Here is a 25905-nt window from a genome sequence, read left to right on the forward strand (position 1 = left end):
TGACGGGATTCCTCATGTTTCAAGAGGTAGAGCGCTCGCCGGAGCATGGCGCAGCATCGGTAGTCTGGTAGGATACGACCACCGTGCCGAAGGAGTTATTCCTTGCCACCGGCCATTATAATCATGAGTTCGCGCCTGTAGCAGCGTAGAGTCTCGTCTCACGCAACCCTATAGGACACAACGCGACACGCCTTATCTGCTGGAGACTGTCATGGCGAAAGCCTTAGCCCCCCTGCTCCCTGCGCTTGAACAGGCATTAACTGAACGCATTCTCATCCTTGATGGCGGTATGGGCACCATGCTGCAGAGCTATGGCCTCGAGGAAGGCGACTTTCGCGGCGAGCGCTTTGCCGATTGGCCCAGCGACATCAAGGGCAACAATGACCTGCTAGCACTGACACGCCCCGATATCGTCGCAGCCATTCACCGTGCCTATTTTGAAGCCGGCGCCGACATCGTCGAGACCAACACCTTCAATGCCACCCAGTTGTCACAGTCAGACTACGGCATGGAAGCACTGGTCTACGAGATCAACCTCGTGTCAGCACGCCTGGCACGCAAGGCTGCCGATGATGTCGCTGCAGAGACGGGTATCGCGCGCTTCGTTGCGGGTGTGCTTGGCCCAACCAGCCGTACCTGCTCCATCTCGCCGGACGTCAACGACCCCTCCAAGCGCAATGTGACCTTTGATACGTTGCGTGATAATTATCGCGAAGCGGCGTTGGCTCTATTCGAAGGTGGCTCGGATCTGATCCTGATCGAGACCATCTTTGACACGCTGAATGCCAAAGCCGCTATCTACGCGCTTGAAGAATTATTTGACGAAGGCTACCCGCGTCTGCCGGTGATGATCTCAGGTACGATCACGGACGCCTCTGGCCGTACGCTTTCGGGCCAAACTACCGAAGCCTTCTGGAACTCGGTACGTCATGCACGCCCGCTGAGCGTTGGACTCAACTGTGCGCTTGGCGCAGAAGAGTTACGCCCTTATTTGCGCGAGCTGTCGGATAAGGCGGATACCTTTGTTTCCGCTCACCCTAACGCTGGCCTCCCTAACGAATTCGGCGAGTACGACCAGACCCCCGACGAGATGGCCGAGATCATTGGTACCTTCGCCGCGGATGGTCTGCTCAACATCATCGGTGGCTGCTGTGGCTCCACGCCGGAACATATCCGCGCGATCAAGCGCGTGGTGGATCAATGCGCGCCCCGCAAGGTGCCCGAGATCGCCCGAGCTTGCCGCCTGTCGGGGCTTGAGCCGTTCAACATCACGGCAGACTCCCTGTTCGTCAATGTAGGGGAGCGGACCAACGTCACTGGTTCTGCGCGTTTCCGCCGTCTGGTCAAGGAAGAGGATTACACCACAGCGCTGGAAGTTGCACTGGAACAGGTCGAGAACGGCGCGCAGATCATCGACGTCAACATGGACGAGGGTATGCTCGAGTCCAAGGAAGCCATGGTGCGCTTTCTGAACATGATTGCTTCAGAACCGGACATCTCGCGCGTGCCGATCATGGTCGACTCCTCGAAGTGGGACATCATCGAAGCGGGCTTGAAGTGCATCCAGGGTAAGGCGGTCGTCAACTCCATCTCGCTCAAGGAAGGAGAGGAAAGCTTTCGGCATCAGGCACAGGTCTGCCGCCGTCATGGCGCTGCCGTCGTCGTAATGGCCTTTGACGATGTGGGCCAGGCGGACACCTACCAGCGCAAGATCGAGATCTGCGAGCGTGCCTATCGCTTGCTGGTCGATGATATCGGCTTCCCGGCAGAAGACATCATCTTTGACCCCAACATCTTTGCCATCGGGACGGGGATCGAGGAGCACAACAACTACGGCGTCGATTTCATCGAAGCGACGCGATGGATTCACGAGAATCTGCCTCACGCGATGATCTCCGGTGGCGTTTCCAACGTCTCGTTCTCGTTCCGTGGCAACAACCCTGTCCGTGAAGCCATTCACTCTGCCTTCCTCTACCACGCCATCCAGGCGGGCATGAGCATGGGCATCGTCAATGCCGGTCAGCTGGCGCTTTATGACGACTTGCCGGAAGAACTGCGTGAAGCCGTTCTTGATGTCGTGCTCAATCGTCGCGATGACAGTACCGAGCGTCTGCTCGACATCGCCGACAAGTACAAGGGGGATGGCAGCACTGCCGAGAAGAAGGAAGATCTCGAGTGGCGCAGCTGGCTGGTCAACAAGCGAATTGAGCACGCGCTGGTCAAGGGCGTGACGGTTCACATCATCGAAGACACTGAAGAAGCACGCATTCAAGCGGCGCGCCCCATCGAGGTCATCGAAGGTCCGTTGATGGATGGCATGAACGTAGTCGGCGACCTGTTCGGCGCTGGCAAGATGTTCCTACCGCAGGTCGTGAAATCAGCCCGTGTGATGAAACAGGCCGTGGCTCATCTCATTCCCTACATCGAAGCGGAGAAAAATGGCAAGGTCGAGGCCAAGGGCAAAATCGTGATGGCCACGGTCAAGGGCGATGTGCATGACATCGGCAAGAACATCGTTGGCGTGGTGCTTCAGTGCAACAACTACGAGGTGATTGATCTGGGCGTCATGGTGCCGGCTGAGAAGATTCTGCAGACTGCCATCGACGAGAAGGCTGACATCATTGGCCTTTCAGGCCTGATCACACCGTCGTTGGATGAAATGGTCAATGTGGCCAAGGAAATGAAGCGCCGCGGCTTTGAGTTGCCGCTGCTGATCGGGGGCGCAACGACCTCCAAGGCACATACTGCCGTCAAGATCGAGCCACAGTATGATCATCCTGTCATCTATGTCACCGATGCCTCACGTGCAGTGGGCGTGGCGTCTCGATTACTCTCCGACGACCTCAAGCCCGCCTACGCGGCCGAGATTCGCGCCGAGTATGAGAAGGTGCGTGAGCGCAATGCCAAGCGCCGGCCCAAGGCAGCGGATCTCGATTATCCCGAAGCACGCAAGCGTCGCTTCCAGCCTGACTGGGAGCAATACACACCACCGGCACCCAGCTTCACAGGGCTCAAGGTCTTCGATCACTACAACCTTGATGAGTTGATCGAGTGTATCGATTGGACGCCGTTCTTCATGAGCTGGCAGCTGGCGGGCAAGTATCCGAAGATTCTCGAGGATGCCGTGGTCGGCGAGGCGGCGCGCGCACTGTTTGCTGACGCCAAGGTGATGCTGCGCAAGCTGGTCGATGAGAAAGTGCTGACCGCACGCGGCGTCATCGGTTTCTGGCCGGTCAACGGCATTGATGACGATACGCTGGAAGTCTATGCCGATGAGTCACGCACAAAGGTGATCGAACACCTGCACCATATCCGTCAACAGATGACCAAGAATCGTGATGGTATCTGCTATAGCCTCGCGGACTTCATTGCCCCCAAGGCAAGCGGCAAGCCAGACTGGATTGGGGGTTTTGCCGTGACGACGGGGCATGGCGCGGATGAGCTGGCCAAGCAATACGAAGACGCAGGCGACGACTATAGCGCCATCATGGTCAAGGCGCTGGCGGATCGCCTTGCCGAGGCGTTTGCAGAGCGCCTCCACGAGCGGGTACGCAAGGAGTTCTGGGGCTACGATGCCGATGAATCATTGGATAACGAGGCGATGATCGCGGAGAAGTACCGTGGAATTCGTCCGGCGCCAGGCTATCCGGCTTGCCCGGATCACACCGAGAAAGCCACGCTGTTCCGCATGCTTGAGCCTGATACCAATGCCGGCATGATACTGACCGACAACTTTGCGATGTGGCCTGCAGCCGCTGTGTCGGGATGGTACTTCGCGCATCCCGAGTCCAAGTACTTCTCGACTGGCAAGATCACTCGTGATCAAGTTCAGTCGCTGGCGACACGCAAAGCCATGGAGATGAGCGAGATGGAGCGTTGGCTGTCACCGGTGCTGAGTTACGATCCCGACGCGAGGTAATGCCATCAGTGTGTGAATGCTGTACTAACGACACAGCTTCCCTGCCGTAATACGCAACAATGCCCCACACCTTGATGGCGTGGGGCATTGTTGCATTGGGTCGACACTACGTCTCCACCATGTCTGCTTAATGGCCCACTCGAGGACGGCCTTACCCTCCCCGCTTGCGGTACAGACACATAGCGTATTTTCCCAGTGCCGAGCACGCTATCATGTCCGCTTTCTTCTGCTGTCGTGAGTCGCCTGTGCTGCCGTCATTACTGCGCCCTTTTCATGCCCGTTCATCCTGCCGCCTACCCACCCTCTACGGAGCGACTCATGCTGCCTGATCGTGCACGCAGCATCAGAATTCTTACGCTGGCACTGCCGATTATTGGTGGCATGCTCTCCCAGAGCTTACTCAATCTGATTGATGCGGCACTGGTCGGTAATCTCGGCGAAACCGCACTCGCAGGAGTCGGCATCGGCGGCTATGCCATGTTCATGGTGACGGCAATGCTGTTTGGCCTGTCTTCAGGCGTGCAAGCCCAGACGTCTCGACGACTTGGTGAAGATGCCCACACACGGTGCGGCGAAGGACTGAATGCAGGGCTCATCATTGCGCTTGTAATAGGTTTACCACTGAGCGCTATCTGCTATCACTGGTCATATGAGTTACTGGGGCTCATCAATGATCAGCCCGAAGTCCGTGACACTGGTACTACATATTTCCAATGGCGAGTCATCGGATTATTACCGATTGCGATGGCCTTCTGCTTTCGAGGCTATTGGAACGGCATCCAAAGTACCGGCATCTATCTGCGCATCATGCTGATCATTCAGCTAGTCAATGTCGTGGCCAGCATCCTGCTCATCTATGGATTACTGGGTCTGCCACAGATGGGGGCTGACGGTGCTGGCGTTGGCACAACTGTATCGCAATTTGTCGGACTCGGATTATGGCTAAAAGCCACCCTCAAGCACGACAAGGGCCATGGTGTACTTCAAACATGGCCCAAGATGGCCACCCATCTGGCCACCTTGAAGTTAGCAACCCCTCATTCCTTCCAGCAACTGTGGTTTGCTGCCGGTTATGCCGTGCTGTTCTGGATTTTAGGTCAAATTGATGCTGCCAGCGTTGCCGTCGGCCACGTATTGGTCAATCTATCGCTGTTATTGATACTGCCTGGCGTAGGGCTGGGACTATCAGCCATGAGCCTCGTAGGACAGGCGCTAGGCCGTGGCCAGCAGGAAGAAGCCTATCGCTGGGGCTGGGATGTCGTGCGCATCGCCCTGCCTTGCCTTGTACTGCTCGGGCTGCCGCTAATACTCGCCACAGACCAGATCCTGGGTATGTTTCTTCATCGCGAGAGTCTCATCGCGCTTGGCCATCTCCCGCTTCAGCTGACGGTAGTGATGACATTCGTGGATTGCACGGCCATCGTCCTCGCTCAGGCGCTACTGGGCGCGGGGGCCAATCGCACCGTCATGCTGGCCACCCTCACTCTGCAGTGGCTAGTGTTTCTGCCATTGGCCTGGTGGGCGGGTGTTCATGAAGCAGGAGGGCTGCTCGTCATCTGGTGGGTGCAGCTGGGCTATCGTCTGCTCAACTCCTTACTCTTTGCGCTGATATGGCAACGGCGGAAATGGCAACAAATCGAGATATAGTTACGATCTTGCGAGGATATACAGACAGATATCCGCAGCGCTTCGTTGACAGAAAGTTTATCTTTGCATGAGCACTAGGAGCTCTCAGCATAAGTCATTGCGCGTATGCTACACACTTGTAATTTTATGTTACAAGGTGACGTCATGCATCAGCAATGTATCAAGCGATTGGCACGCCATGCTGCAGCCATGCGCTGGTGCTGCCTAATACTGGTAACGGGCCTGTGCCTGTCGGCCCTCTCTCGTGCCTTGGCGATAGAAGCCGCAACTACCTCGAATCGGGAGTCATCGAATCACGTCATCTACTCGCCAATTTCAGCGACTTTCATCAACCCTGGACTGAAAGGTGAGCGTTTCTGGGACATGATTGTCGCTACGATGCAGGCCGCCGCCCAGGATTTGAATATACGCCTTGAGGTGTTGTATGCCGACCGCGTACATGCCGCCATTCCTTATCTCATAAACGATATTCTTCGGCGCAAAACACCACCTGATTATTTGGTAGTGGTCAATGATGCAAAAATTGTTGCTAGTCTGCTACCCGCCATTGATAAAAGTTCCATAAAGCTACTTATGATAGTCAATGGCCTGGATGATGAGCAAAAACGAGAATATGGCATTCCAGGCTCTCCTCATCAGTCATGGATAGGCTCTTTATTACCCGATATGGAAGGCGCTGCCCGTCGTACGGCGCGAGGGTTACTCTTGGCAGCACGCCAGCAGTTCGATACTCCTGTTTATCACGGGCTAGCACTGATCGGCGAGAACACGACTTCAGGTATTATAGCCATGAATAAAGGAGTACTAGATGTTTTTGCACATGCTGATGACCTGATACTGGATCGAGTGCTTGAAGCTCGCTGGAATCAGCAAGATGCTCAACGTCTGACAACTCACTACCTCGCATGGATGAAACAGAACGGAGAGGCACCACATATTATTTGGGCCGCCAATGACTCTATGGCAATCGGCGCAATAGATGCACTCTCTGCATCAGGCTTGACGCCCGGTAAGGATGTGTTTATCTCTGGCATGAACTGGAGTCCAGAAGTCATCAACATGGTAGAGGATGGCCGAATGCTGATGACTGATGGCGGCCATATCATGGCGGGAGCTTGGTCAATGGTCATGTTACGCGACTATGAAGACTCCACTGACATGCCAGCTCGAGAGATAATATTTCCAATGACGGCAATCACAAGAAACAACGTGGAATTTTATGGCCCGTCACTCAAGAACCCTCATTGGGATCTGGTTGATTTTTCATACTTCACACGTCCAAACGAAGGGCAGTATCATTTTCAGCCTCTCGATGTGCTAGAGCTGATGATCAATAATCAATATACCAGCAGTGCCATCGATAAACTGGCATTACCCATAACGGAACGCGGGAAGATTACGCCATGAGCATTGATATCCCGTCACCTAATCCATCAGCGAGCCCCCCACCCCACTTGCCAACTCCCGAGCATAGTAGCTCTCGATTACGCTGGCGCATCATTCGGTTATTAGTTCCGATAGCATTCTCTGTCTGTGCTCTGCTTGGTCTGTTGATACTGAGCTGGCATATCGACGAGCAAAAGAAAAAGATACACACGAATCATCTCAAGGCGCTCGAGATGGCATCACTGTCACTACCCGCCCCTATCTGGAATTTTGATCATGAGGTAGTAGATAAGTACCTGACAACACTACAAGCCGAGCCGACAATCCATGCCACGCGCCTTTATGACACACGCGGCAAGCTCCTCGTGTCACTGACTGACCCGATAGCAGCCATCGACCCGATGACACACAGCCAGATGCTCATTTATAGTAACTCACTCGTCAATCAGTCAGTGGGGCGTCTTGAGATCGATAGTACCTATACTCCCTTGCTCAATGAACGTAACGAAGAAGGGTTGGGGTTATTACTGATTGTACTCGGCATCGTGGCTAGTGTGTCTCTCCTACTGCTGTGGCAAATGCATGCTTACGTACTGAGGCCGCTCGATCGAGCGGTCAAAGGACTACATCAGATCGAGAACTCCGATGGTGATTTTTCACCGATGAAGCTCTCTCGTACACGTGAGATAAACGGTGTTATCCTGCAACTCAATCAACTCGGAAGTCGTGTTACTGATATTCTAAAAAAATTACGTGACAACGAGCAACGTTATCAGCATTTTTATCGTGACACACCCGCACTATTACTTGTCATTGACGAGGAGAGTATTATTCAAGATGCCAGTCAATTACTCATTGAGACAAGCGGATGGACGCGCCATCAACTTATAGGCGTCCCTTTCCATGAATTATTAAGCAGTCAAAATAAAGTAGATACTCTGCGAATTGAAACGTCACTGCGCAAGGGTAAATCCTGTAATGACATAGTGATGGACTTAAACTGTAAGTATCATGGTGATCGCCAGGTTCAACTCGTCATTCCGTCGTCAAACAGCAAAGATAAAAATGGCAGTATGCTGCTGTTGACAGATATTACCGAATTACTGATAACTCAACAGCGACTTCTTGAACACGAACTGATTGACCCACTGACACGTCTTCCCAATCGACTTGCCTTGAATCAGCATCTCCAGCAATTGATTACAACAGATTCCATCTTCAGCTTGTTGATGATCAATATCGATCGCTTTCATAGCATCAATCATCACCTTGGTCCTGACGATGGGGATCGTCTCTTGGTCGAGACGGGTGAGCCCCTCAAAAGCTGCCATTCGGGCTGGATGGGCCGTATCGGGGGCGATGAATTCATCATGACCTGCGAGATTGACGAATTACGCTCACTGACGAAACGTATTGAGGAGGCTTTTTCGGCCCCATTACTAAAATCAGGCGAGCTCATTCATCTAAGTCTCAGCATGGCCGGGCTAGAGGCACAAATCGAAGGTCAGACGCCTAGTCGACTTATGCGAATGCTTGAAAGGACCATGATCGATATCAAGCATGGCAGCGGCAATCAATATCGTGCCTGTATTCGCGACAGTAATCAAAAGGATGGAGAAGCATTATTTCTCCAGGAAAACATGATTCGTGAAGCGCTGACCATGAGATGGTTTACCCTCTACCTCCAACCTATCTATCTTGCCAATAGCCCAAATCTTGATGCACCTGAATTACTGGGTGCTGAGGTCTTGATTCGCCTCGAACATCCCGAGCTTGGTTTAATACCGCCCAATGACTTTATTCCTGCTGCTGAAAAAACAGGACAAATCATCGAAATTGGCAATTGGGTGCTGGAAGAGGCTGCAGTCATTCTCTGTGAGTGGCAAAAGCAAGGCTTCAGCACACGCTATCTCTCAGTGAATGCTTCGGTTGTCCAGTTCCGGGATCATGGGCTTCTTCATCAACTGGAATCGCTACTCGAGCGCTACCCGATAAATCCGACCAAACTGGTGATCGAGGTAACAGAAAATCTCATGCTCGATAATGAGGAGAGTCTTCGATACCAGCTCAAGGAGATACGCAAGCTGGGAGTCAACCTGTCTCTAGATGACTTTGGTACAGGCTTTTCCTGCCTGTCTTATCTGCATGAGTTGCCCTTCGGCACCTTGAAGATTGATCGATCTTTTGTCATGAATGTGGAAACCAATCCTAGAGACAAGAAATTGGCTCGCGTGATCGTGGACATGGCCAGCTCTCTGGGAATGCAGATAGTCGTGGAAGGCATCGAGCAGCGAGGACAGGCAGAAATATTTCAGGCGATGGGTGTCCGCGCATTTCAAGGCTATCATTTTGCACGACCCATGCCCCAGAAAGTCTTTGAAGCACGCTTTAGCCCTGCTGCAGACACTCGCCTTAGCCAGCTACGCAGTCAAAAAGGATAGCAAAACAAGCGGTCAATCTCCGTATCCATGCCGCCTCAGCTTACAAGGCCATCTCTCTTGACGAGGTGGTCTTTTCTTTTGGCAAGGCTGGAGGCACACTTCGGACACCTTCTTCATAACGTGATCGTCGAAAACTATGATGATTTATTCTTTTAAAGAATAAAGAATAAAAGGTAAGGTGACCCAAGCATCAACAAGATTCGCATCAGTGGATGCCCACCTGATGCCCGACCGTAGGACACACCTGACATGTATCGCTATGACACCTATGACCAGACACTGGTCGACGAGCGGGTAGCTCAGTTCAAGGACCAGATGGATCGCTATCTGGCCGGTCGTCTGGGCGAGGAAGAATTCCGCCCTCTGCGCTTGCAGAACGGCCTCTATATTCAGCGTCATGCTCCAATGCTGCGTGTTGCTATTCCCTATGGCATGTTGAGTGCAGTTCAGCTCCGTGCCTTGGCCAATATCAGTCGTCGCTATGACCGCTCCTACGGTCATTTCACGACTCGCCAGAACCTTCAGTTGAACTGGCCGAAAATTGAAGATGTCCCTGCCATTCTTGGTGAATTGGCGCAGGTCGAGATGCATGCTATTCAGACCAGCGGCAACTGTATTCGCAACACTACCACTGACCAGTTTGCAGGCATTGCGGAAGACGAGACTGTTGATCCGCGCCCATGGTGTGAGCTGATTCGTCAATGGTCTACCCTGCATCCCGAATTCGCCTACCTGCCGCGCAAATTCAAGATTGCGGTGACGGGTGCCAATGCTGATCGCGCGGCGATCCAGGTTCACGATATCGGTATTCGCCTGACTCGTGGTGATGACGGTAGCGTCAAGGCTACCATTCTTGCCGGTGGTGGCTTGGGTCGCACACCGATGGTTGGCGATATCGTGCGCGAAAACCTCGACTGGCAACATCTGTTGACCTACTTGGATGCCATCGTGCGCGTCTATAACCAGTGGGGGCGCCGCGATAACAAGTACAAGGCGCGCATCAAGATCCTGGTCAAGGCACTAGGCATTGAAGAATTCCGCACGCGTGTCGAGAAAGAATGGGCTCATCTCAAGGATGGCCCTGAAACACTGACTGACTCCGCCGTCACGAATGCTACCGGCTATTTCCCGGAGCCAGCACGTCGTAATGTCAGCGAAGATGCGATCAATGCCTATGAAGCACTGCGCGTCGAGAACCGTGCATTTTCTCGCTTCGTGACCAACAACGTCGTGGGTCACAAGGTGCCAGGCTACAAGGCCGTCACCCTTTCCCTCAAGCGGCGTGAACTGGCGCCGGGTGATGTAACAGCAGATCAGATGGACGCTGTCGCTGACCTGGCAGAACAGTACGGATTTGGTGAGCTACGCGTAACTCACGAACAGAATCTCGTGTTGTCCGATGTACCGGTCGATGAACTGGAAACGCTGTGGAAAGCGCTTGATACGCTCGGCATGGCCAATCCGACCGTCGGCACGCTGGCAGACATGATCTGCTGCCCGGGTGGTGATTTCTGCTCACTCGCCAATGCGAAGTCCATCCCGATTGCTCAAGCACTGCAAGATCGCTTTGAAGATCTCGACTTCCTGTATGACCTGGGTCCGTTGGACCTCAATATCTCTGGCTGCATGAATGCCTGCGGACACCACCATGTCGGCAATATTGGTATTTTGGGTGTCGACAAGAAAGGCTTGGAGTTCTATCAGGTATCTCTCGGTGGCCGTAGTGACGACAATGCGACGATCGGCAAGATTCTCGGCCCATCGTTCAATGCAGAAGATATGCCCAATGTCATCGACAAGGTACTTCAGGTCTATGTCGAACAGCGCCTTGAAGATGAAGTCTTCGTCGATACCTATCACCGCATCGGCATGAAGCCGTTCAAGGAGCGGGTCTATGCCTGAGGTCACAGTGGAAATGACACCAACAAGAGAGTTGAGTGATCTTCGCCAAGGAGGAGTGATTCGTCAGGATCAGCTTGTGATTGAAGATGCCTGGCAGATCGTACGCCTCGATGAAGAAGGCAACTTGCCCTCTTTTGAGCAACCTGCACTTGTACCACTGACGCACTGGCTTGAATCAGTAACAGCAGGAACTGCGCATGAGCAACTGGCGCCATGGCTTCCAAGCGATACCGAGCTGACATCAGAACTCGGTGAAGCATTGTCAGGCACTCCGCTGCTGGCAATCGACTTCCCGGGCTTCAATGATGGTCGTGGCTATACCATTGCGCGCTTGCTGCGTGAGCGCTACGACTACCGTGGTGAAATCCGTGCAATAGGCGATGTTTTGGTCGATCAGCTGTATTACATGGCCCGCTGTGGCTTCAATGCCTTCCACCTACGTGATGACCAGTATGTTGAAGACGCCATGTACGCACTGTCATCTTTCAGTGTGAGCTACCAGACTAGCGTTGATCAGAAGACCCCGTTGTTTGCTCGCCGCGGATAGATCACGGCCATACTGATCACAAAGTGATAGTTCATCACACAAAAGCCCTCACAGGCCGGATATATCATCCGAATCGTGAGGGCTTTTGTGCGTCTATGCCGGAAAGTGATTTTGGCAAGAGCCTCGGTCACGCTAGCCTGCAATAAATGTCGCCAACAGCGCCATACCGCCGACCAGTAGTGCAGCCATTACCAATCCGATGACAAGAAAATCAAGCAGATGGCCCTGCTCGAAATCACGCTTTCGATTAGCTTCCTTTTGCACACCAATAAATGCAGCAAGCACGGATTTGACTTCATTTATCATGATCGCCTCCCCTCAGGTGATCGCACTCAACTCATAATCTGACTTGATAGTTGATCAAGCACACGCTAACACCAATTCCCAGCAAGCTCTCATCATCCAGCCTATGCAAAGCACCAGATGAACAGCTCTAATCATTAGCATGCTTGGGCTGTGATCACACATCCCTTTGCCTACTCATACTATTGGTCACAATCAGCATAAATACCAGGCACAGATACATGGATGCCCAGGATAGACATGGCTCTCAGGACAGGAGCTCACAGATGGACTACAGAATGACTTAATTGATAATCAACACGAGATGCCAGACAACATAACGCCCAGCCTTCATAGAGAGAAAGGCCGGGCGTTATGTTGTCTGTCTATCACACAGCGTCAGTCAGACGTTGTACGGAATTCGCTCAACTCACGCAGCCAGGTGTGGGCTGCCTTGCGATCCAGATCAAACTCCGCAATCAGGCTCTCAAGACGTGCCATGAATTCCGCTTCCCGCTGTTGGGCGCGTTCTTCAGCATCAGACACTTTCGGCTCTTGTGGAGCTGAAGGTTTTGAGGAGCGATCAAGAGCATTCAGCTCTTCAGACAATGCTTTTTCAAGTTCATCAAACAAGGCGCGCTGCTTGCGAGCACTTGCAATGATTTTTTCATCTTGTCGGTTCATGCACGATTTTCCACTATTGATCTTGTCGACAACAAGAAGACCTGAGAAGTCCACTGCAGGTAATGGTGTACCCCATGACGTATAAAACGTCAGTAGGAAGGCACCCTGCAGGATGACCTCGAATCAAGGTGTTAGGCAGGCAATATTAGGGGAATATGCCCGAATAGCAGATATCTTCTTGAAAGCCATACAGAAAGCCATACTCATCATGCCCCTTTCAACGCCTGCTAGCAAGCCTGTCGTCATGCTGGCCAATCCACTCTATACGTAGCATAAACCAGCTTGGCATCGCGTGGGTAAAATCCGTAGCGTTTGCACAATACTGTCATCTCACTGCCGTTCTGACAGGCGACAGGCTATGCTCGAGGTCATCAGCACTCAGACGTCGTTTTTGGACGCCGAAGTACAACTCATGGATGAAGTGATGTGATGATCCAGGATAGCGATCCCTCCCCACCCAATATCGACACCTCAGACCCGAAACGCCGATCGTTGGCACCAATGGATCTGACGGGCATGCCCCTGCGCCACTGGTTAGGGCTCACCGTACTGACCTGCGCGTCGCTAGGCGGCCTACTGGTATTTCTAGAGTCGGAAAATCGCGAACTAGACACCCTGAATGCGCAGGCGATACAAACGCTGATCCTGCAGGAGCGCAAGCATCAGGCAAGCCTGCTGGTAGAGCAAACACTAAGCGTCATCTCTACACGGCACAGGGATTATGAGCACCGCCTACAGCGTATGCTGATCACTACCATGCGCGCCCCCTTTCTGGGAATTAGCCACCTGAGTGGTCGTGATCGCTCTTTCATCAGCACTGAGCTACTACGTCAATTCCCCGATCTGCGCATCAATCCGGACTGGATCTCTATCGAGCAGTTACCCACCAATCTACTTCCTGCGTGGTGGTCAGCCGACCTGAATCTCCGTCTACAGGCAAGCGATCGTAAACCGCAGTTTCTACGTGGCGCTGATACGGGTCTGATTTTTGCCGTCCCCATTCAGCGCGGAACGGACACTAGCGGGGATGTACATCGTAATCGCACTCATTCTACGGCCGGCTGGACTCTCGTACACATCGATCCAAAGATGGTGGCATTTCTCGTTTCGAGCGAACTTCGACAGTCCCTGCATGCCGGCCTCGATGAGAAAGAGAGTCGCTATGTCTGGATCAACGAAATCCTCGAATCCAATGGTGGCGAAAATTATGCCCGCCGCTTGATTCACCCTCTACTACCTGAGACGGAAGGCGCGCTGCTGTCCACCCACTACCGCGATGCCAGTGGCCGTTATCCCTATCAGGTAGAGCTTGACGGTGTACTACGTGGTAGCGGCGTCTTCTTTGATTATCGTTTCCCCAAGAATCCGGGCGCAAAGCAGGAAGCCAAGACTGCCTATGCAGCGCTCTATCCTCCCTTTGGTTGGATAGTAGCGAGTGGCGTCTATCTTGACGATATCAATATGGCAGCATCACAAGCGTATGAAGCCACCATGGAGGATAAACACGCGCTTGAGCGTTGGCACTTCCTCATCACGCTTGGCGTCACCATGCTGTTGTGCCTAAGCATCGGCTATACGCTCCTGCATCAGCTTCGTATACGCCAGAGGAAGATGCGTAAGCGTATGAATCTTCTGGAGAGAAAGCTTGAACAACGGGGTGAGGACAGGCTAGTGGCAGCGCTGCAAGTCATCAGAAATGAGCGCTGTCCAGAGCGTGTAGGCGATGACCTTATCGTGGCGGATTACGTGACGCGTGTTGCCACGGGACTGGCACTGGATGATGAAGAAATTGCTGGATTAGAGCGTGCCGCACTACTTTACGATATCGGTAAACTCGCACTACCCGATACCTTGCTAAAGCCACGTCATCAACTCTATTTTGATCAGGCCCAACTGCTGCGGCAGCATGTCGATATCGGCAGCCGCTTGCTGGCAGATGCACTGATGGCCCCCTACGAAGCCGACTTGCTGTGCGCGAGCCAACGCTATATGCCCAGCATGAGTGCCACGCCTTCCAATGCGACAGTATCTGGCTCCCCAATGTCGAGTACGCGTGTCTCGCCAGGTCCAAGCATATTGGCGCTTGTCGTACAGATAGTGGAGCTGGTCAGACATTCACACCTCAGCGCAGCCGAAGCAATTAGCGAGATTGAACATCGTCCTCAGCAGCCTTTCATGGCGGAAGTCCTGCACATGACCCGCACAGTCATGGCAGAGCACCCCATTTCTCAATCGGATGCCACGCATCATCGGCTGAAGCCGCTGCAAATAGAGCGGCTTGCACTCCATTGGCGAGACAACGCCACCGGCTGCTTCAATCGCTGCCTGCTAGACGCCTTTCTTGAGATGTTGCTGACACGCGGTCAGGTAACGATGACGGGGAGCGTCACTCTATACCACCTGCGACTACGCGCATCGATGGATGCCGCAGTACTGGATCAGCAGTTCGGACCTCAGTTGAATGCCTACTTTTATCCCCTCAAGGTCTTCCACCTTGCCTCTAGCCATTTCATGGTGCTGGCTAGCGAGCATACGGATGACACCACAGCAGGTAATTCACCATCACTGCCTTCGCAGGAAACGCTACAAACACTATTGCTCTCGCTGGAGGGTACTGCTCGCCTGGAAATGACTCGGCACTCTCTGTCGTGTGCGCAGTCCATGCATGACTGGCAAGCCCGCATTGATCATCTTGTCAAAGATAAGACCTGATATCCCTTTCGCTTTAGCGCCTGCCCTCTTGAGCACTCGGTAACCTGACCCCTCAAGAGGACGGGCGCTATTCCTCATTCCACGAGTTCCACACCCCCGCCTTCCAGGATTGATTTTTCGAACGAACCCGCCGAGCTCGACACCTTCCTCTGAGCCCCCTCTCCCGGGATGCGTGAAACCCCGTGCGCATGAACCCAAGCTAAGTAGGTAGCAGACCAAAGTTGCATTCTGTTGTGCTTGTTCAAATGTCAGACATTTATTATTGTTAGTTCAGACATTTATCGCGCTTGGCATTTGCTTGGCGAAACGACGGCAAAGAGGCCACACGTGACCACATCCCCCTCCGTCACTGCTCCTGACCACGCGGCGGCAAATAGCGCTACGCCCAGCAGCATGGAAGCCATTGCAACCTGTATGGCGCGAGAAATTCTTGCCGGCGATGTTGGGCCTGGCGATAGCTTTCCGCGTGAACTGGACCTTTGCCAACGCTTTGATGCCAGCCGCAATCGTCTGCGTAATGCACTTGCCCAGCTCGTCAGCGCTGGCTTGCTGGAACGCACTGCAGGCCGTGGAACAGTAGTACGCACCATGAGTGAATGGCAGTTGCTCGATCCGCTGATGAGCCACTGGATTAGCGGGCTTCAAGGCATCAATCCGGATTTGATGCGCGAGATCTACGCTTTCCGCCTCTCGGTGGAGCCCTACGTCAGTGCCTTGGCAGCCATGAAAGCGAATGCACAGGACCTCGCACGCCTGGAACGCGCCTTCGAGGGTATGGTCAAGACAGCCAACGACACCACTCGTGACGCGCATGCCGAATACGATGTGGCCTTTCATGAAGCCATATATCACGCCACACATAACCTGGTGTGGACACAGCTCGGCAGCCTGCTGCGCCCCTCCATCAGCCAGCTGATCCAATCAACTCAGCAAGCGGCGCAACAGCATGATCACAGCCATCATCGTGCCAGTCTTGATCGCCACCGCGCGGTGATGGAAGCCATTCGATTACGCCAACCTGATATGGCACGCACCTGCGCCGAGCGAGTACTCGAAACTGCCGCGCGTGATCTTGGTTTCGGCCAGGACCATCCACGTCTCGCAAGCCCGTCTTACTGACTCTCATCGACTTCCGTACCGCACACTAAAAGGATATTTCCATGAAAATCACCCGGCTCAAGACCTGGCAAGTACCGCCGCGCTGGCTGTTTCTGAAGATCGAGACCGATGAAGGTTGCTACGGCTGGGGAGAACCGGTCATCGAAGGACGCGCTGCGACGGTAGAAGCGGCCGTGCATGAACTGTCTGATTATCTTATCGGTCAGGATCCACGCAATATCGAGCACCTGTGGAACGTGATGTACCGCGGTGGCTTCTATCGTGGCGGTCCGATCCTGATGTCAGCGATTGCCGGCATTGATCAGGCGTTGTGGGACCTCAAGGGGCGTGATCTGGGAGTGCCCGTACACCAGCTCCTGGGCGGCCCGGTGCGTGACAAGATGCGGATGTATGCCTGGACCGGCGGCGATCGCCCGTCCGATGTCGGCGCAGGTGCCAAGGCGCTGGTCGAACAGGGCTTCACGGCCTTCAAGATGAATGGCACGCCGGAAATGCAGATCGTCGATTCACACAAGAAGATTGATGATGCTGTAGCGCGCGTGGCTGAAGCACGCAATGCCGTCGGTCCGGATGTCGGGATTGGTATCGACTTCCACGGGCGTGTCCATCGCCCCATGGCCAAAGCACTGCTGCGTGAGCTCGAGCAGTTCCATCCGATGTTCATCGAAGAGCCAGTCGCGCCAGAGCATCTACCCTCACTCAAGCATATTGCCGAGGGTATCTCGACGCCCATCGCCACCGGCGAGCGCCTGCACACCCGCTTCCAGTTCCGGGACCTGCTGGCGGACGGCATGGTCGATATCATCCAGCCCGATCTGTCCCACTGCGGTGGCATCAGCGAAGGTTTCAAGATTGCCACTCTGGCCTCCGCCTACGATGTGGCACTCGCGCCGCATTGTCCGCTCGGCCCGTTGACGCTGGCCGCCTCTCTTCAATTGGATGCGGTATGCCACAACGCCTTCATCCAGGAGCAGAGCATGGGTATCCACTACAACAAGGACAACGATGTTCTGGATTACCTGGTCGACAAGGATGCGCTGTTGATCAAGGACGGCTTCTGCGCCATTCCTCAAGGTCCGGGACTCGGTGTCGAGATCGACGAGGCCTTCGTCGAAGAGCGCGCCAAGGTCGGTCACCGCTGGCGCAACCCGGTCTGGACTCACGAAGACGGTTCCGTCGCCGAGTGGTAAGCAGTACCGAACGCCATGCACTGAATATGACAGGCCATGCGCTTATGGCCTGTCTCAATGAAAGAGAGAGTCTTCATGACTGAGACCGTATCCACCACTGCCCCGACTTTTGCCGACTTTTGCTATCCAGACCTCAGCGGCGCGAGTGTCTTCATCACGGGGGGCGGCTCCGGCATTGGTGCAGCATTGACCGAGGGCTTCCTCGCGCAAGGGGCTAAGGTCGCCTTCGTCGGTCTGTCGGACGCCAGCGAATTCTGTGACGCAATGGAGGCCAGGTACGCCAGTCGTCCGCTCTTCATTGCCTGCGACATTCAAGATATCGAAGCGCTGCAAGCAGCGGTCACACAGGCGCGCGCGGCGCATGGTCCCATTGGCGTATTGGTCAACAATGCGGCTCGTGATACCCGCCATACGCTGGAAGACTGGACGGTGGAGCAATGGGATGAATCCATCGCCACCAACCTGCGCCCACAGTTCTTTACCGCACAGGCTGTTGCGCCTGATATGCGCGCGCTTGGCGGCGGCGCCATCATCAATCTGTCTTCCAATAGCTATATGCTAGGCCTTGGCGGCTACCCCACTTATGTAACTGCCAAGGCTGGCATCATGGGCCTGACCAAGGCGCTGGCACGTGAGTTGGGACCGGATGCCATTCGCGTCAACTGCCTGATTCCAGGCTGGGTCATGACCGAGCGTCAGCGCGAGCTGTGGGTCAATGACAAGGACCTCAATGAGTGCATTGATCAGCAATGCCTCAAGGAAGCCATTCCTGTCGAGGACATGATCAACCCGTGTCTGTTCCTCGCCTCTACCGCCTCTCGTATGATGACAGGTCAGCCGATGGTCGTTGATGGGGGCCGAGTGTGAGCGCCCTACCGTCCTCCGTCTCATCCTCCCTTAGTATTTTGCCCAATTGGATCGCCGTCGATTGGGGGTCCAGCAACCTACGCGTATGGGCGCTGGATGCCGATCACAAGGTCATCGCTCAGGCGAGCAGTTCACGCGGCATGTTGGGACTGGCCGCGGATGAGTTCGAGGATGTGCTGCGAGTGCTGATTAGCGACTGGCTGCCGTCAGATGCCTCTGCCACATCTGCCCCAGATGCCATACCGGTACTGATCTGCGGCATGGCCGGCGCCCGCCAGGGCTGGGTCGAAGCCGCCTATCTATCCCTGAGAGCGGACGAGGACGTATTGGCCGCACTTGGCCAACGTCTGACAGCAGTCACGACCCGTGATGCGCGGATGGATGTCCACATCGTGCCGGGCGTGTGCCAGCACCAGCCTGCCTTCGACGTCATGCGTGGTGAAGAGACACAGCTGGCGGGGCTCGTCGCGAGCCAACCCCACTACAGCGGCGCAGTGTGCCTGCCAGGCACTCATGCCAAGTGGGCACATCTCGACAATGGCAGAATTACCGGCTTCAACACTTTCATGAGTGGCGAGCTCTACAAGCTGCTCAGCCAGGACTCTGTCCTTAAACACTCTGTCCTCAAACATTCCGTTGCTGGCGGTGACCTCACAGATCAAACGCAGCGCAGCGCCTATCTCGATGGTATCGACACAGCACTCGCCACCCCCGAACGTATCACCGCCGAGCTATTCGGGATTCGTGCTCGTGATCTGCTCGACACACGCCTTCCCAGCGATACGAGCCGTACGGCAGTGTTGAGTGCGCGCTTATCCGGACTGGTGCTCGGTCTCGAACTCGCGGGTGCCACGGCTTCACTACCCGAGAATTCACTGGTCACATTGATTGGCGATGCCGTGCTTTGTCAGCGCTACCAAAGTGCGCTGGAGCACCTCGGCTACCGCGTGTCCATCGCTGCCAATGCCGACATGATACTGGCCGGCTTAGGACAGATTCACCACGCACGCCCCGCCAATCGCACTGTCACCTGACACCCTCACTTTGTATTGGAGATATTCATGAGCCTTCCCCTGGTTGCCATTCTGCGCGGTGTTGCACCGCATGAAGTCATCGCCATTGCTGATGAAATCATCGCCGCTGGCATCACGCGCATCGAAGTACCGCTCAACTCTCCGGAGCCACTCATCAGTATCGCTGCGCTGGCCACGCACTGTGAAACGCATCACGACAGCAAGATTCTGATCGGTGCTGGCACCGTGCTCACTGTGCAACAGGTGCGTGACGTTCATGCCGCAGGCGGTCGTTTGATCGTGTCACCCAATGCTGATGTAGAGGTCATCCGTGAGAGTCGTCGTCTGGAGATGGTCTCGATGCCCGGTATCGTCACTCCGACAGAAGCTTTCGCCGCCGTCGCTGCCGGCGCCTCGGGTCTCAAGCTGTTCCCCGCAACCCAGGTGGGTATCACTAACATGAAGGCCATGCTGGCAGTACTGCCCGCTGGGACCGACCTTTATGCCGTTGGCGGCATCGGCACCGACAACTTTGCCGAGTGGCGTGCAGCAGGTGTGCATGGTGCAGGCTTAGGCACCGCCATCTACTCACCTGGCCTGACGGCGACAGATGTCGGTGTCCGCGCACGCGCACTGGTGGCGGCCTGGGTAGCTGCAGACTGAGAATGAAAGAGCACCACGAGATGCATCTCAACTCAAGAGCGACAACCAGACGATAACGACAAGGAGAGTGCCGGATGACGCAATCACCGTCTCTGAGCGAGGCCACTAGCTGCGTGGCCAGTCATTGTGAACTTGGCGAAGGGCCCGGCTGGAATGCCAACACAAACGAAGTGCGCTGGATGAATATTCTGGCCAGTGAACTTCATCACGCTGCCGCCGATGGCAGTCGGCACCGCATCACGGCACTTGCTCGCAAGACCTCCTACGCAGCACTCACTACTGAGGGTGATTACCTGCTGGTGGCCGAGCATCAGCTGTCACGCTTTGATCCAACCACCGGTGAGTTGGCGGACTTTCTCCCGTTTGAGACCAACCATTCTCCGGCGACGCGCAGCAACGATGCTCGCGTCGATACTCACGGTAGCCTGTGGCTGTCGAGCATGGGCCTGAACGCAGAAGCTGGTGCAGGCAGCCTCTACCGGCTGCACCGTGGGCAGCTGACGCGTCTGATGAGTGGCCTGAGCATCCCCAATGCACTGTGCTTCTCACCCGACGGTCGCTACGCCTACTTTAGCGATACCACCACCGGCCAGGTGATGCGCTGGATGCTGGATGCCGATGGCTGGCCGCTCTCCGCTGCTGGCAGATACGAGGCACCTGAAGTCTGGGCTGATCTGCGCGAATCGGGCGGAAATCCGGATGGGGCCATCATCGATAGCGAAGGTCATATGTGGATCGCCTTGTGGGGCGCTGGCCGCGTGGCGCGACTGGATCACGAGGGGCGCGAGGTTGCCCACGTGACACTGCCCGTCAGTCAGCCGTCGTGTCCGCTACTCGGTGGCGAATCACTCGATATCCTCTATATCACGACCGCCTACGAAGGCATGCCGCTATCAACATCCCAGTCTGAGAGTACGCAGAACGGCAACCTGTTCGCATGTGATCTGTCTGCTGCCGGTATCAAAGGGCTTGCTGAGCCACTGCTGATTCTTGGTTAACACTATTGTCCTGAAGCGATTTCAGCACGCTTTCTTTCACCAAACGCGCTCAGCACGTGCTTGTTCCACAAATGCTTTCAGCGACCCTCCTCATGGGTATCATCAAGGATTGATCATGTCGTTATCTTCCACACAGACACCTTCCTGTGTCACTCCCGATGCACACTGGTTGAGTGAGCAGCAATGGCTGAGCCTGAGTGCTGATGGCATACAGTTGCAGCTGGACCTCAGTGCTGGCCTTGTAACGCTGGCGCACTTTGGCCGTCAGACAGTGATCGACCCCGCGCAGCATCGACTGATGAGCGGCGCCGCGACACCACAGGCCAGTCTCGACATCCTGCCACCCAACACGCTGTTCAATGACGCTGGACAGGGCTTTGCCGGCCATCCGGCAGTGATGGGAGATCGTGCGGGCCACCATTGGCTCACCGACATGCGCCTACGTGGAGATGAGAGCGACAGGAATAGTGCCGTCGCTTGCTCGACAGACAATCACGGAGCGCATGCCCGGTTGACACTCATCGATCGCCTAAGTGAACTCGAGGTCGTGCTGTCACTGACGTTGACCCTCGAGGGTGTACTGCGCCAGCAGACGACACTGACCAATCACGGCAGCGCCGCCTATCGTCTCGAATGGCTGGCAGCCTGCTGTCTGCCGTTACCGGTCCGATTCGAGGAATGCATGAGCTTTGGTGGGCGCTGGGTACAGGAATTCACCGAGACACGCCACACGCTCAGCGAAGGGGCATTCACACTGGAAAACCGACGCGGCCGCAGCTCTCATCAGCGCGTACCGTCGTTGATCGTCGGGACTGAAGGCTTCAGTGAGCAACGCGGTGAGGTCATCAGCACGCATCTAGCCTGGAGCGGCAATCACCGCTTGCTGGTCGAGCGTCAATTTGACGGCAGCACACAGCTGCAGATGGGGGCGTTGCTGCTGCCTGGTGAGCAGGCACTGGCACCAGGTGAGAGTCTCACGACACCCGAAGTCGTGATGGCATGGTCCGACAATGGCATCAATGAAGCCAGTCAGCGCATGCATCGTACCCTGCGCGCACGTCTCGACTGGCCAACGGAAGATAAGCCACGGCCGGTACACGTCAATACCTGGGAGGCGCTGTATTTCGACCATGACGCCGCCAGACTGGATGAGCTGGTCACTGCGGCCGGCGACGTCGGCGCAGAACGCTTCGTGCTCGATGATGGCTGGTTTGTCGGTCGTGACGGCGAACGCGCAGCACTGGGCGATTGGTATCTGGATAAGGCCAAGTATCCTGACGGTCTCGGCCCGCTGATTGATGCCGTTCACGCACAGGGTATGGAATTCGGCCTATGGGTAGAGCCTGAAATGGTCAATCCGGACAGCGATCTCTACCGCGCCCATCCCGACTGGATTCTCGGTATTGAGGGACGTGACCAGCCTCTTGGACGCTACCAATGTGTACTGGATCTGACACGCTCTGACGTAGCGGACTATCTGTTTGCACGCCTCAATGCACTGCTCAGCGAATACCCGATCAAGTATCTGAAGTGGGACATGAATCGCGATCTGACTCACGCCGCCACTCAGTCAGGTGAACGCATCGGCATGCCGGCCGCTCATGCTCAGGTCGAGGCGCTTTATGAGCTGCTGGCGCGCTTGCGTCAGGCACATCCCACAGTGGAAATTGAAAGCTGCGCCTCGGGCGGCGCGCGCACCGATCACGGTATTCTGCGCCATACACACCGTGTGTGGACGTCGGACTGCAATGACCCACATGAGCGCACCCATATCCAGCGCGGTGCCAGCCGTTTCTTGCCTCCGGAGCTTCTGGGAGCGCATATCGGCCCGCAACATGCGCATACCACCTCGCGGCGTACGTCGCTGGCCTTCCGTGCCTCGACGGCTTTGTTTGGGCATCTCGGGCTGGAGTTGGATGTCAGCCAGCTCGATCAAAACGAGCGCACGGCGCTACGAGTCTGGATTGAACGCTACAAGACACTGCGCGGACTATTGCACGCTGGTGTCAGCTGGCGGCTGGATTGCCTTGATCCCCATCAACATGCACATGGCGTGGTCAGTGCGGATGGCCGACAGGCGTTGTTCAGCATCAGTCAACTGGCGATGCCGCGTCATGCACTTCCCGCGCCGCAGCCACTGGCAGGCCTCACACCTGAAATACACTATCGCCTTGAGCTGGTGGAATTGCCGGAGCACCCGGAGCGCCGCATGAAGCAGCTCCCCGCCTGGATTCAGGCACAGCTCGACGGACAGACGATCACCGTCAGCGGGGAATATCTACTGCGTGATGGGCTTGCGCTGCCAGTGCTTGATCCTGATCAGACGATTCTCATACAACTAAGCGCAGTTGAGATGTAAATCTCTGCCATACCGTATTTCGCGTTACACGCTTCTCTCATGACACCTTTCAAGGATGATCCGTATGCAACTCGGCGTCTGTTATTACCCTGAACACTGGCCGCGTGAGCGCTGGGCACAGGATGCCCTCGAGATGGTCGAGGCGGGTATTCGTATCGTTCGCATCGGAGAGTTTGCCTGGAGCCGACTCGAACCGACCAGTGGAGATTTACACTTCGAATGGCTGGATGAGGCGGTTGATGTGCTCGCCAAGGCTGGCCTGAAAATCGTGATGGGCACCCCGACGGCCACACCGCCCAAATGGCTGGTAGATGCACATCCCGAGATTCTCGCCGTTGATGCGCAAGGCGACGTGCGCGGCTACGGCTCACGTCGTCATTATTGTTTCTCCTCGCCTGTTTACCGCACCCTCAGTGAGCGCATCGTGCGCCTGATGGCCGAGCGATACGCTCATCATCCGGCCATCATGGCGTGGCAGACCGACAACGAATACGGCTGTCATGACACGATCCTGAGCTATTCAGCTGCCGCACGTGCGCGTTTCCCCGAATGGCTGGAGGCACGCTACGGCACCGTACAGGCGCTGAATGATGCCTGGGGGACGGTATTCTGGAGCATGGAAGTCACTCGTTTTGATCAAGTCGAAGCACCAGTGGGCACCGTGACCGAACCCCACCCCGCCATCGTGCTCGACTATCGCCGCTTCTGCTCCGACATGGTGGTGGAATATAACCGCCTGCAGGTGGCTACCCTGCGTACGGCGGGTATCAGCGTCGATATCGTGCATAACTTCATGGGGTTGTTTACCGAATTCGATCACTTCGATGTCGCGCAGGATCTCGATATCGCCAGTTGGGACAGCTATCCGCTCGGCTTTCTCGAGCGTGGTGCCCATGACGAGGCCACCAAAGGATTCTATCGCCAGCAAGGTCACCCTGATTTTGCCGGTTTCCATCACGATCTCTACCGCGCCATGTGCAAGGGCCGCTGGTGGGTGATGGAGCAGCAGCCGGGGCCAGTCAACTGGGCACTCAGCAATGCTGCACCGCTGCCGGGCATGGTGCGGCTCTGGAGTCATGAAGCCTTCGCTCATGGCGCCGAGGTGGTCTCTTACTTCCGCTGGCGTCAGGCACCCTTCGCGCAGGAACAGATGCATGCAGGATTGCTTCGCTGCGACGGTACACCGGCATCTGCATGGACAGAACTGCTGCAGGTACGCGACGAGCTAGCAGCGATGGCTAGCCATGACGATGCAGCGGATCAGCACAGTACACCGGTGACTGAACGTGCCTCTGTCGCACTGATGTTCGACTACGCCTCCATCTGGGCTTGTCAGATTCAGCCACATGCCGAGAATTTTGATGCGTTGGAGTTACACCTCAGCTGGTACAGCGCCCTACGTCGCCTGGGACTCGATGTCGATATCGTGTCACCACGCGATGAAGTCATGGACTATCCGCTCATCGTGTTGCCATGCCAGGTCATCGCTGACGAGGCGCTCGCGACTCGCTTGAATGCCGCACGTGATCGCGGCAGCCGGATCGTCATCGGCGCACGTTCTGGCTCACGTACCCAAGACCTGCAGATTCCCGAGCAGCTAGCACCAGGAGCGCTTGCGACGTTGACGGGCGTCACGGTGGATCGTGTGGATGGTCTACGCCCAGCGACACATCCCACCATCACTCTCGCGAATGGTCATCGTGGCCATGCACTGCGATGGCGCGACCTACTGGACAGACAACGCACCACGGCCAGTGTTGTGATGCGCTTTGATGATGGCGAACCCGCAATTACTCACCAGCAAGGTATCAGCTATCTGACCGCCTGGCTGGACGAAGATAGCCTACTGGCACTCCTTGAGGCGGAATGTCGTGCGGCAAACATTGCCACCTTCGCGCTACCACAAGGTGTACGTTTCCGTCGCCGTGGCGCGCTATGCTTTGCATTCAATTATGCCCCTGAAGCACGCTGGCTACCTGATGAGCTGGTAGCGGATGCGAGTTATATGACAGGTGGCCAGCAACTACCCGCTGCAGGTGTCAGCATCTGGCGAGCAAGCTGAATTTTCATTACTAGGTTCTGTACGAAAAGTCGGCTCGTAGACAGCGGCGTATGCAAGCTACGCATACCATCGCATAAAAGCTACGGGCCAACTTCTCATATCGCGTCGCAATAC

General features: G+C 55.4%; 17 protein-coding genes and 1 pseudogene. 15 read left to right on the forward strand and 3 right to left on the reverse strand.

Annotated features, from left to right (window positions below; genetic code table 11):
• Positions 1-211: 211 nt before the first annotated feature.
• From metH to CFN46_RS14385, 6 genes are all read left to right on the forward strand, one after another.
• The gene (gene metH / locus CFN46_RS14360; protein WP_088743871.1) at positions 212-3919 is read left to right on the forward strand and encodes a methionine synthase; all 3708 of its coding nucleotides are present in this window, start codon (positions 212-214) and stop codon (positions 3917-3919) included.
• 318 nt (positions 3920-4237) lie between these two features.
• On the forward strand, positions 4238-5566 hold the full coding sequence (locus CFN46_RS14365) for an MATE family efflux transporter (RefSeq protein WP_088743872.1): 1329 nt from the start codon (positions 4238-4240) through the stop codon (positions 5564-5566).
• Between the two features lie 144 nt (positions 5567-5710).
• The gene (locus CFN46_RS14370; protein WP_176426483.1) at positions 5711-6973 is read left to right on the forward strand and encodes an ABC transporter substrate-binding protein; all 1263 of its coding nucleotides are present in this window, start codon (positions 5711-5713) and stop codon (positions 6971-6973) included.
• Positions 6970-9393 (forward strand): bifunctional diguanylate cyclase/phosphodiesterase, encoded by a 2424-nt coding sequence (locus CFN46_RS14375; protein WP_088743874.1) that lies wholly within the window; start codon positions 6970-6972, stop codon positions 9391-9393. The genes CFN46_RS14370 and CFN46_RS14375 overlap by 4 nt, the downstream gene beginning before the upstream one ends.
• A 249-nt stretch (positions 9394-9642) precedes the next feature.
• Positions 9643-11295, forward strand: coding sequence for a nitrite/sulfite reductase (locus CFN46_RS14380; RefSeq protein ID WP_088743875.1), 1653 nt, complete (start codon positions 9643-9645; stop codon positions 11293-11295).
• Positions 11288-11842 (forward strand): DUF934 domain-containing protein, encoded by a 555-nt coding sequence (locus CFN46_RS14385; RefSeq protein ID WP_088743876.1) that lies wholly within the window; start codon positions 11288-11290, stop codon positions 11840-11842. The genes CFN46_RS14380 and CFN46_RS14385 overlap by 8 nt, the downstream gene beginning before the upstream one ends.
• Before the next feature lie 132 nt (positions 11843-11974).
• Here CFN46_RS14385 and CFN46_RS14390 read toward each other — a convergent pair whose 3' ends face one another.
• Together CFN46_RS14390 and CFN46_RS14395 are read right to left on the reverse strand one after the other, a co-directional pair.
• Positions 11975-12148 carry a DUF2970 domain-containing protein gene (locus CFN46_RS14390; RefSeq protein WP_084488139.1) on the reverse strand — a complete coding sequence of 58 codons (174 nt, stop codon included), beginning with the start codon at positions 12146-12148 and terminating at the stop codon, positions 11975-11977.
• A gap of 375 nt (positions 12149-12523) precedes the next feature.
• The gene (locus CFN46_RS14395) at positions 12524-12808 is read right to left on the reverse strand and encodes a hypothetical protein (protein WP_088743877.1); all 285 of its coding nucleotides are present in this window, start codon (positions 12806-12808) and stop codon (positions 12524-12526) included.
• Between the two features lie 516 nt (positions 12809-13324).
• Between CFN46_RS14395 and CFN46_RS14400 the strand changes: the two genes are divergently transcribed.
• From CFN46_RS14400 to CFN46_RS14440, 9 genes are all read left to right on the forward strand, one after another.
• Positions 13325-15520: a cache domain-containing protein gene (locus tag CFN46_RS14400; RefSeq protein ID WP_176426484.1), complete on the forward strand. Its 2196-nt coding sequence runs from the start codon at positions 13325-13327 to the stop codon at positions 15518-15520.
• 327 nt (positions 15521-15847) lie between these two features.
• Complete coding sequence (locus CFN46_RS14405) at positions 15848-16639, forward strand: FadR/GntR family transcriptional regulator (protein ID WP_088743879.1); 792 nt, start codon at positions 15848-15850, stop codon at positions 16637-16639.
• Positions 16640-16680: 41 nt separating this feature from the next.
• Complete coding sequence (gene dgoD, locus CFN46_RS14410) at positions 16681-17829, forward strand: galactonate dehydratase (protein WP_024952929.1); 1149 nt, start codon at positions 16681-16683, stop codon at positions 17827-17829.
• A gap of 75 nt (positions 17830-17904) precedes the next feature.
• The gene (locus CFN46_RS14415) at positions 17905-18696 is read left to right on the forward strand and encodes an SDR family NAD(P)-dependent oxidoreductase (RefSeq protein WP_088743880.1); all 792 of its coding nucleotides are present in this window, start codon (positions 17905-17907) and stop codon (positions 18694-18696) included.
• Positions 18693-19730 (forward strand): 2-dehydro-3-deoxygalactonokinase, encoded by a 1038-nt coding sequence (locus tag CFN46_RS14420; protein ID WP_088743881.1) that lies wholly within the window; start codon positions 18693-18695, stop codon positions 19728-19730. Before CFN46_RS14415 ends, CFN46_RS14420 begins: the two co-directional genes overlap by 4 nt.
• 27 nt (positions 19731-19757) lie before the next feature.
• A complete protein-coding gene (locus CFN46_RS14425; RefSeq protein WP_024952930.1) occupies positions 19758-20372 on the forward strand; it encodes a 2-dehydro-3-deoxy-6-phosphogalactonate aldolase in 615 nt (204 codons plus the stop codon).
• A 74-nt stretch (positions 20373-20446) separates the two neighbouring features.
• Positions 20447-21370: an SMP-30/gluconolactonase/LRE family protein gene (locus CFN46_RS14430; protein WP_088743882.1), complete on the forward strand. Its 924-nt coding sequence runs from the start codon at positions 20447-20449 to the stop codon at positions 21368-21370.
• A 115-nt stretch (positions 21371-21485) separates the two neighbouring features.
• Entirely contained in the window at positions 21486-23729 is a 2244-nt protein-coding gene (locus tag CFN46_RS14435; RefSeq protein WP_088743883.1) for an alpha-galactosidase, read from the forward strand.
• Positions 23730-23793: 64 nt separating this feature from the next.
• Positions 23794-25791 carry a beta-galactosidase gene (locus CFN46_RS14440; RefSeq protein ID WP_088743884.1) on the forward strand — a complete coding sequence of 666 codons (1998 nt, stop codon included), beginning with the start codon at positions 23794-23796 and terminating at the stop codon, positions 25789-25791.
• A 10-nt stretch (positions 25792-25801) separates the two neighbouring features.
• On the opposite strand, the pseudogene CFN46_RS17470 reads toward CFN46_RS14440, so the two are convergent.
• Positions 25802-25905: pseudogene (locus CFN46_RS17470) on the reverse strand (IS5/IS1182 family transposase); the annotation flags it as partial.

The organism is Cobetia sp. QF-1, assembly GCF_002213105.1.
Lineage (GTDB): Bacteria > Pseudomonadota > Gammaproteobacteria > Pseudomonadales > Halomonadaceae > Cobetia > Cobetia crustatorum.

What these genes read in the sequence shown, in the direction of transcription:
- CFN46_RS14380 (WP_088743875.1), top strand. Translation starts at nt 9,643, where the DNA reads ATGTATCGCTATGACACCTATGACCAGACACTGGTCGACGAGCGGGTA.
- CFN46_RS14425 (WP_024952930.1), top strand. Translation starts at nt 19,758, where the DNA reads ATGAGCCTTCCCCTGGTTGCCATTCTGCGCGGTGTTGCACCGCATGAA.
- CFN46_RS14400 (WP_176426484.1), top strand. Translation starts at nt 13,325, where the DNA reads ATGCCCCTGCGCCACTGGTTAGGGCTCACCGTACTGACCTGCGCGTCG.
- CFN46_RS14395 (WP_088743877.1), bottom strand. Translation starts at nt 12,808, where the DNA reads ATGAACCGACAAGATGAAAAAATCATTGCAAGTGCTCGCAAGCAGCGC.
- CFN46_RS14370 (WP_176426483.1), top strand. Translation starts at nt 5,711, where the DNA reads ATGCATCAGCAATGTATCAAGCGATTGGCACGCCATGCTGCAGCCATG.
- CFN46_RS14435 (WP_088743883.1), top strand. Translation starts at nt 21,486, where the DNA reads ATGTCGTTATCTTCCACACAGACACCTTCCTGTGTCACTCCCGATGCA.
- CFN46_RS14365 (WP_088743872.1), top strand. Translation starts at nt 4,238, where the DNA reads ATGCTGCCTGATCGTGCACGCAGCATCAGAATTCTTACGCTGGCACTG.
- CFN46_RS14390 (WP_084488139.1), bottom strand. Translation starts at nt 12,148, where the DNA reads ATGATAAATGAAGTCAAATCCGTGCTTGCTGCATTTATTGGTGTGCAA.
- metH (WP_088743871.1), top strand. Translation starts at nt 212, where the DNA reads ATGGCGAAAGCCTTAGCCCCCCTGCTCCCTGCGCTTGAACAGGCATTA.
- CFN46_RS14430 (WP_088743882.1), top strand. Translation starts at nt 20,447, where the DNA reads ATGACGCAATCACCGTCTCTGAGCGAGGCCACTAGCTGCGTGGCCAGT.
- CFN46_RS14385 (WP_088743876.1), top strand. Translation starts at nt 11,288, where the DNA reads ATGCCTGAGGTCACAGTGGAAATGACACCAACAAGAGAGTTGAGTGAT.
- CFN46_RS14440 (WP_088743884.1), top strand. Translation starts at nt 23,794, where the DNA reads ATGCAACTCGGCGTCTGTTATTACCCTGAACACTGGCCGCGTGAGCGC.
- dgoD (WP_024952929.1), top strand. Translation starts at nt 16,681, where the DNA reads ATGAAAATCACCCGGCTCAAGACCTGGCAAGTACCGCCGCGCTGGCTG.
- CFN46_RS14415 (WP_088743880.1), top strand. Translation starts at nt 17,905, where the DNA reads ATGACTGAGACCGTATCCACCACTGCCCCGACTTTTGCCGACTTTTGC.
- CFN46_RS14375 (WP_088743874.1), top strand. Translation starts at nt 6,970, where the DNA reads ATGAGCATTGATATCCCGTCACCTAATCCATCAGCGAGCCCCCCACCC.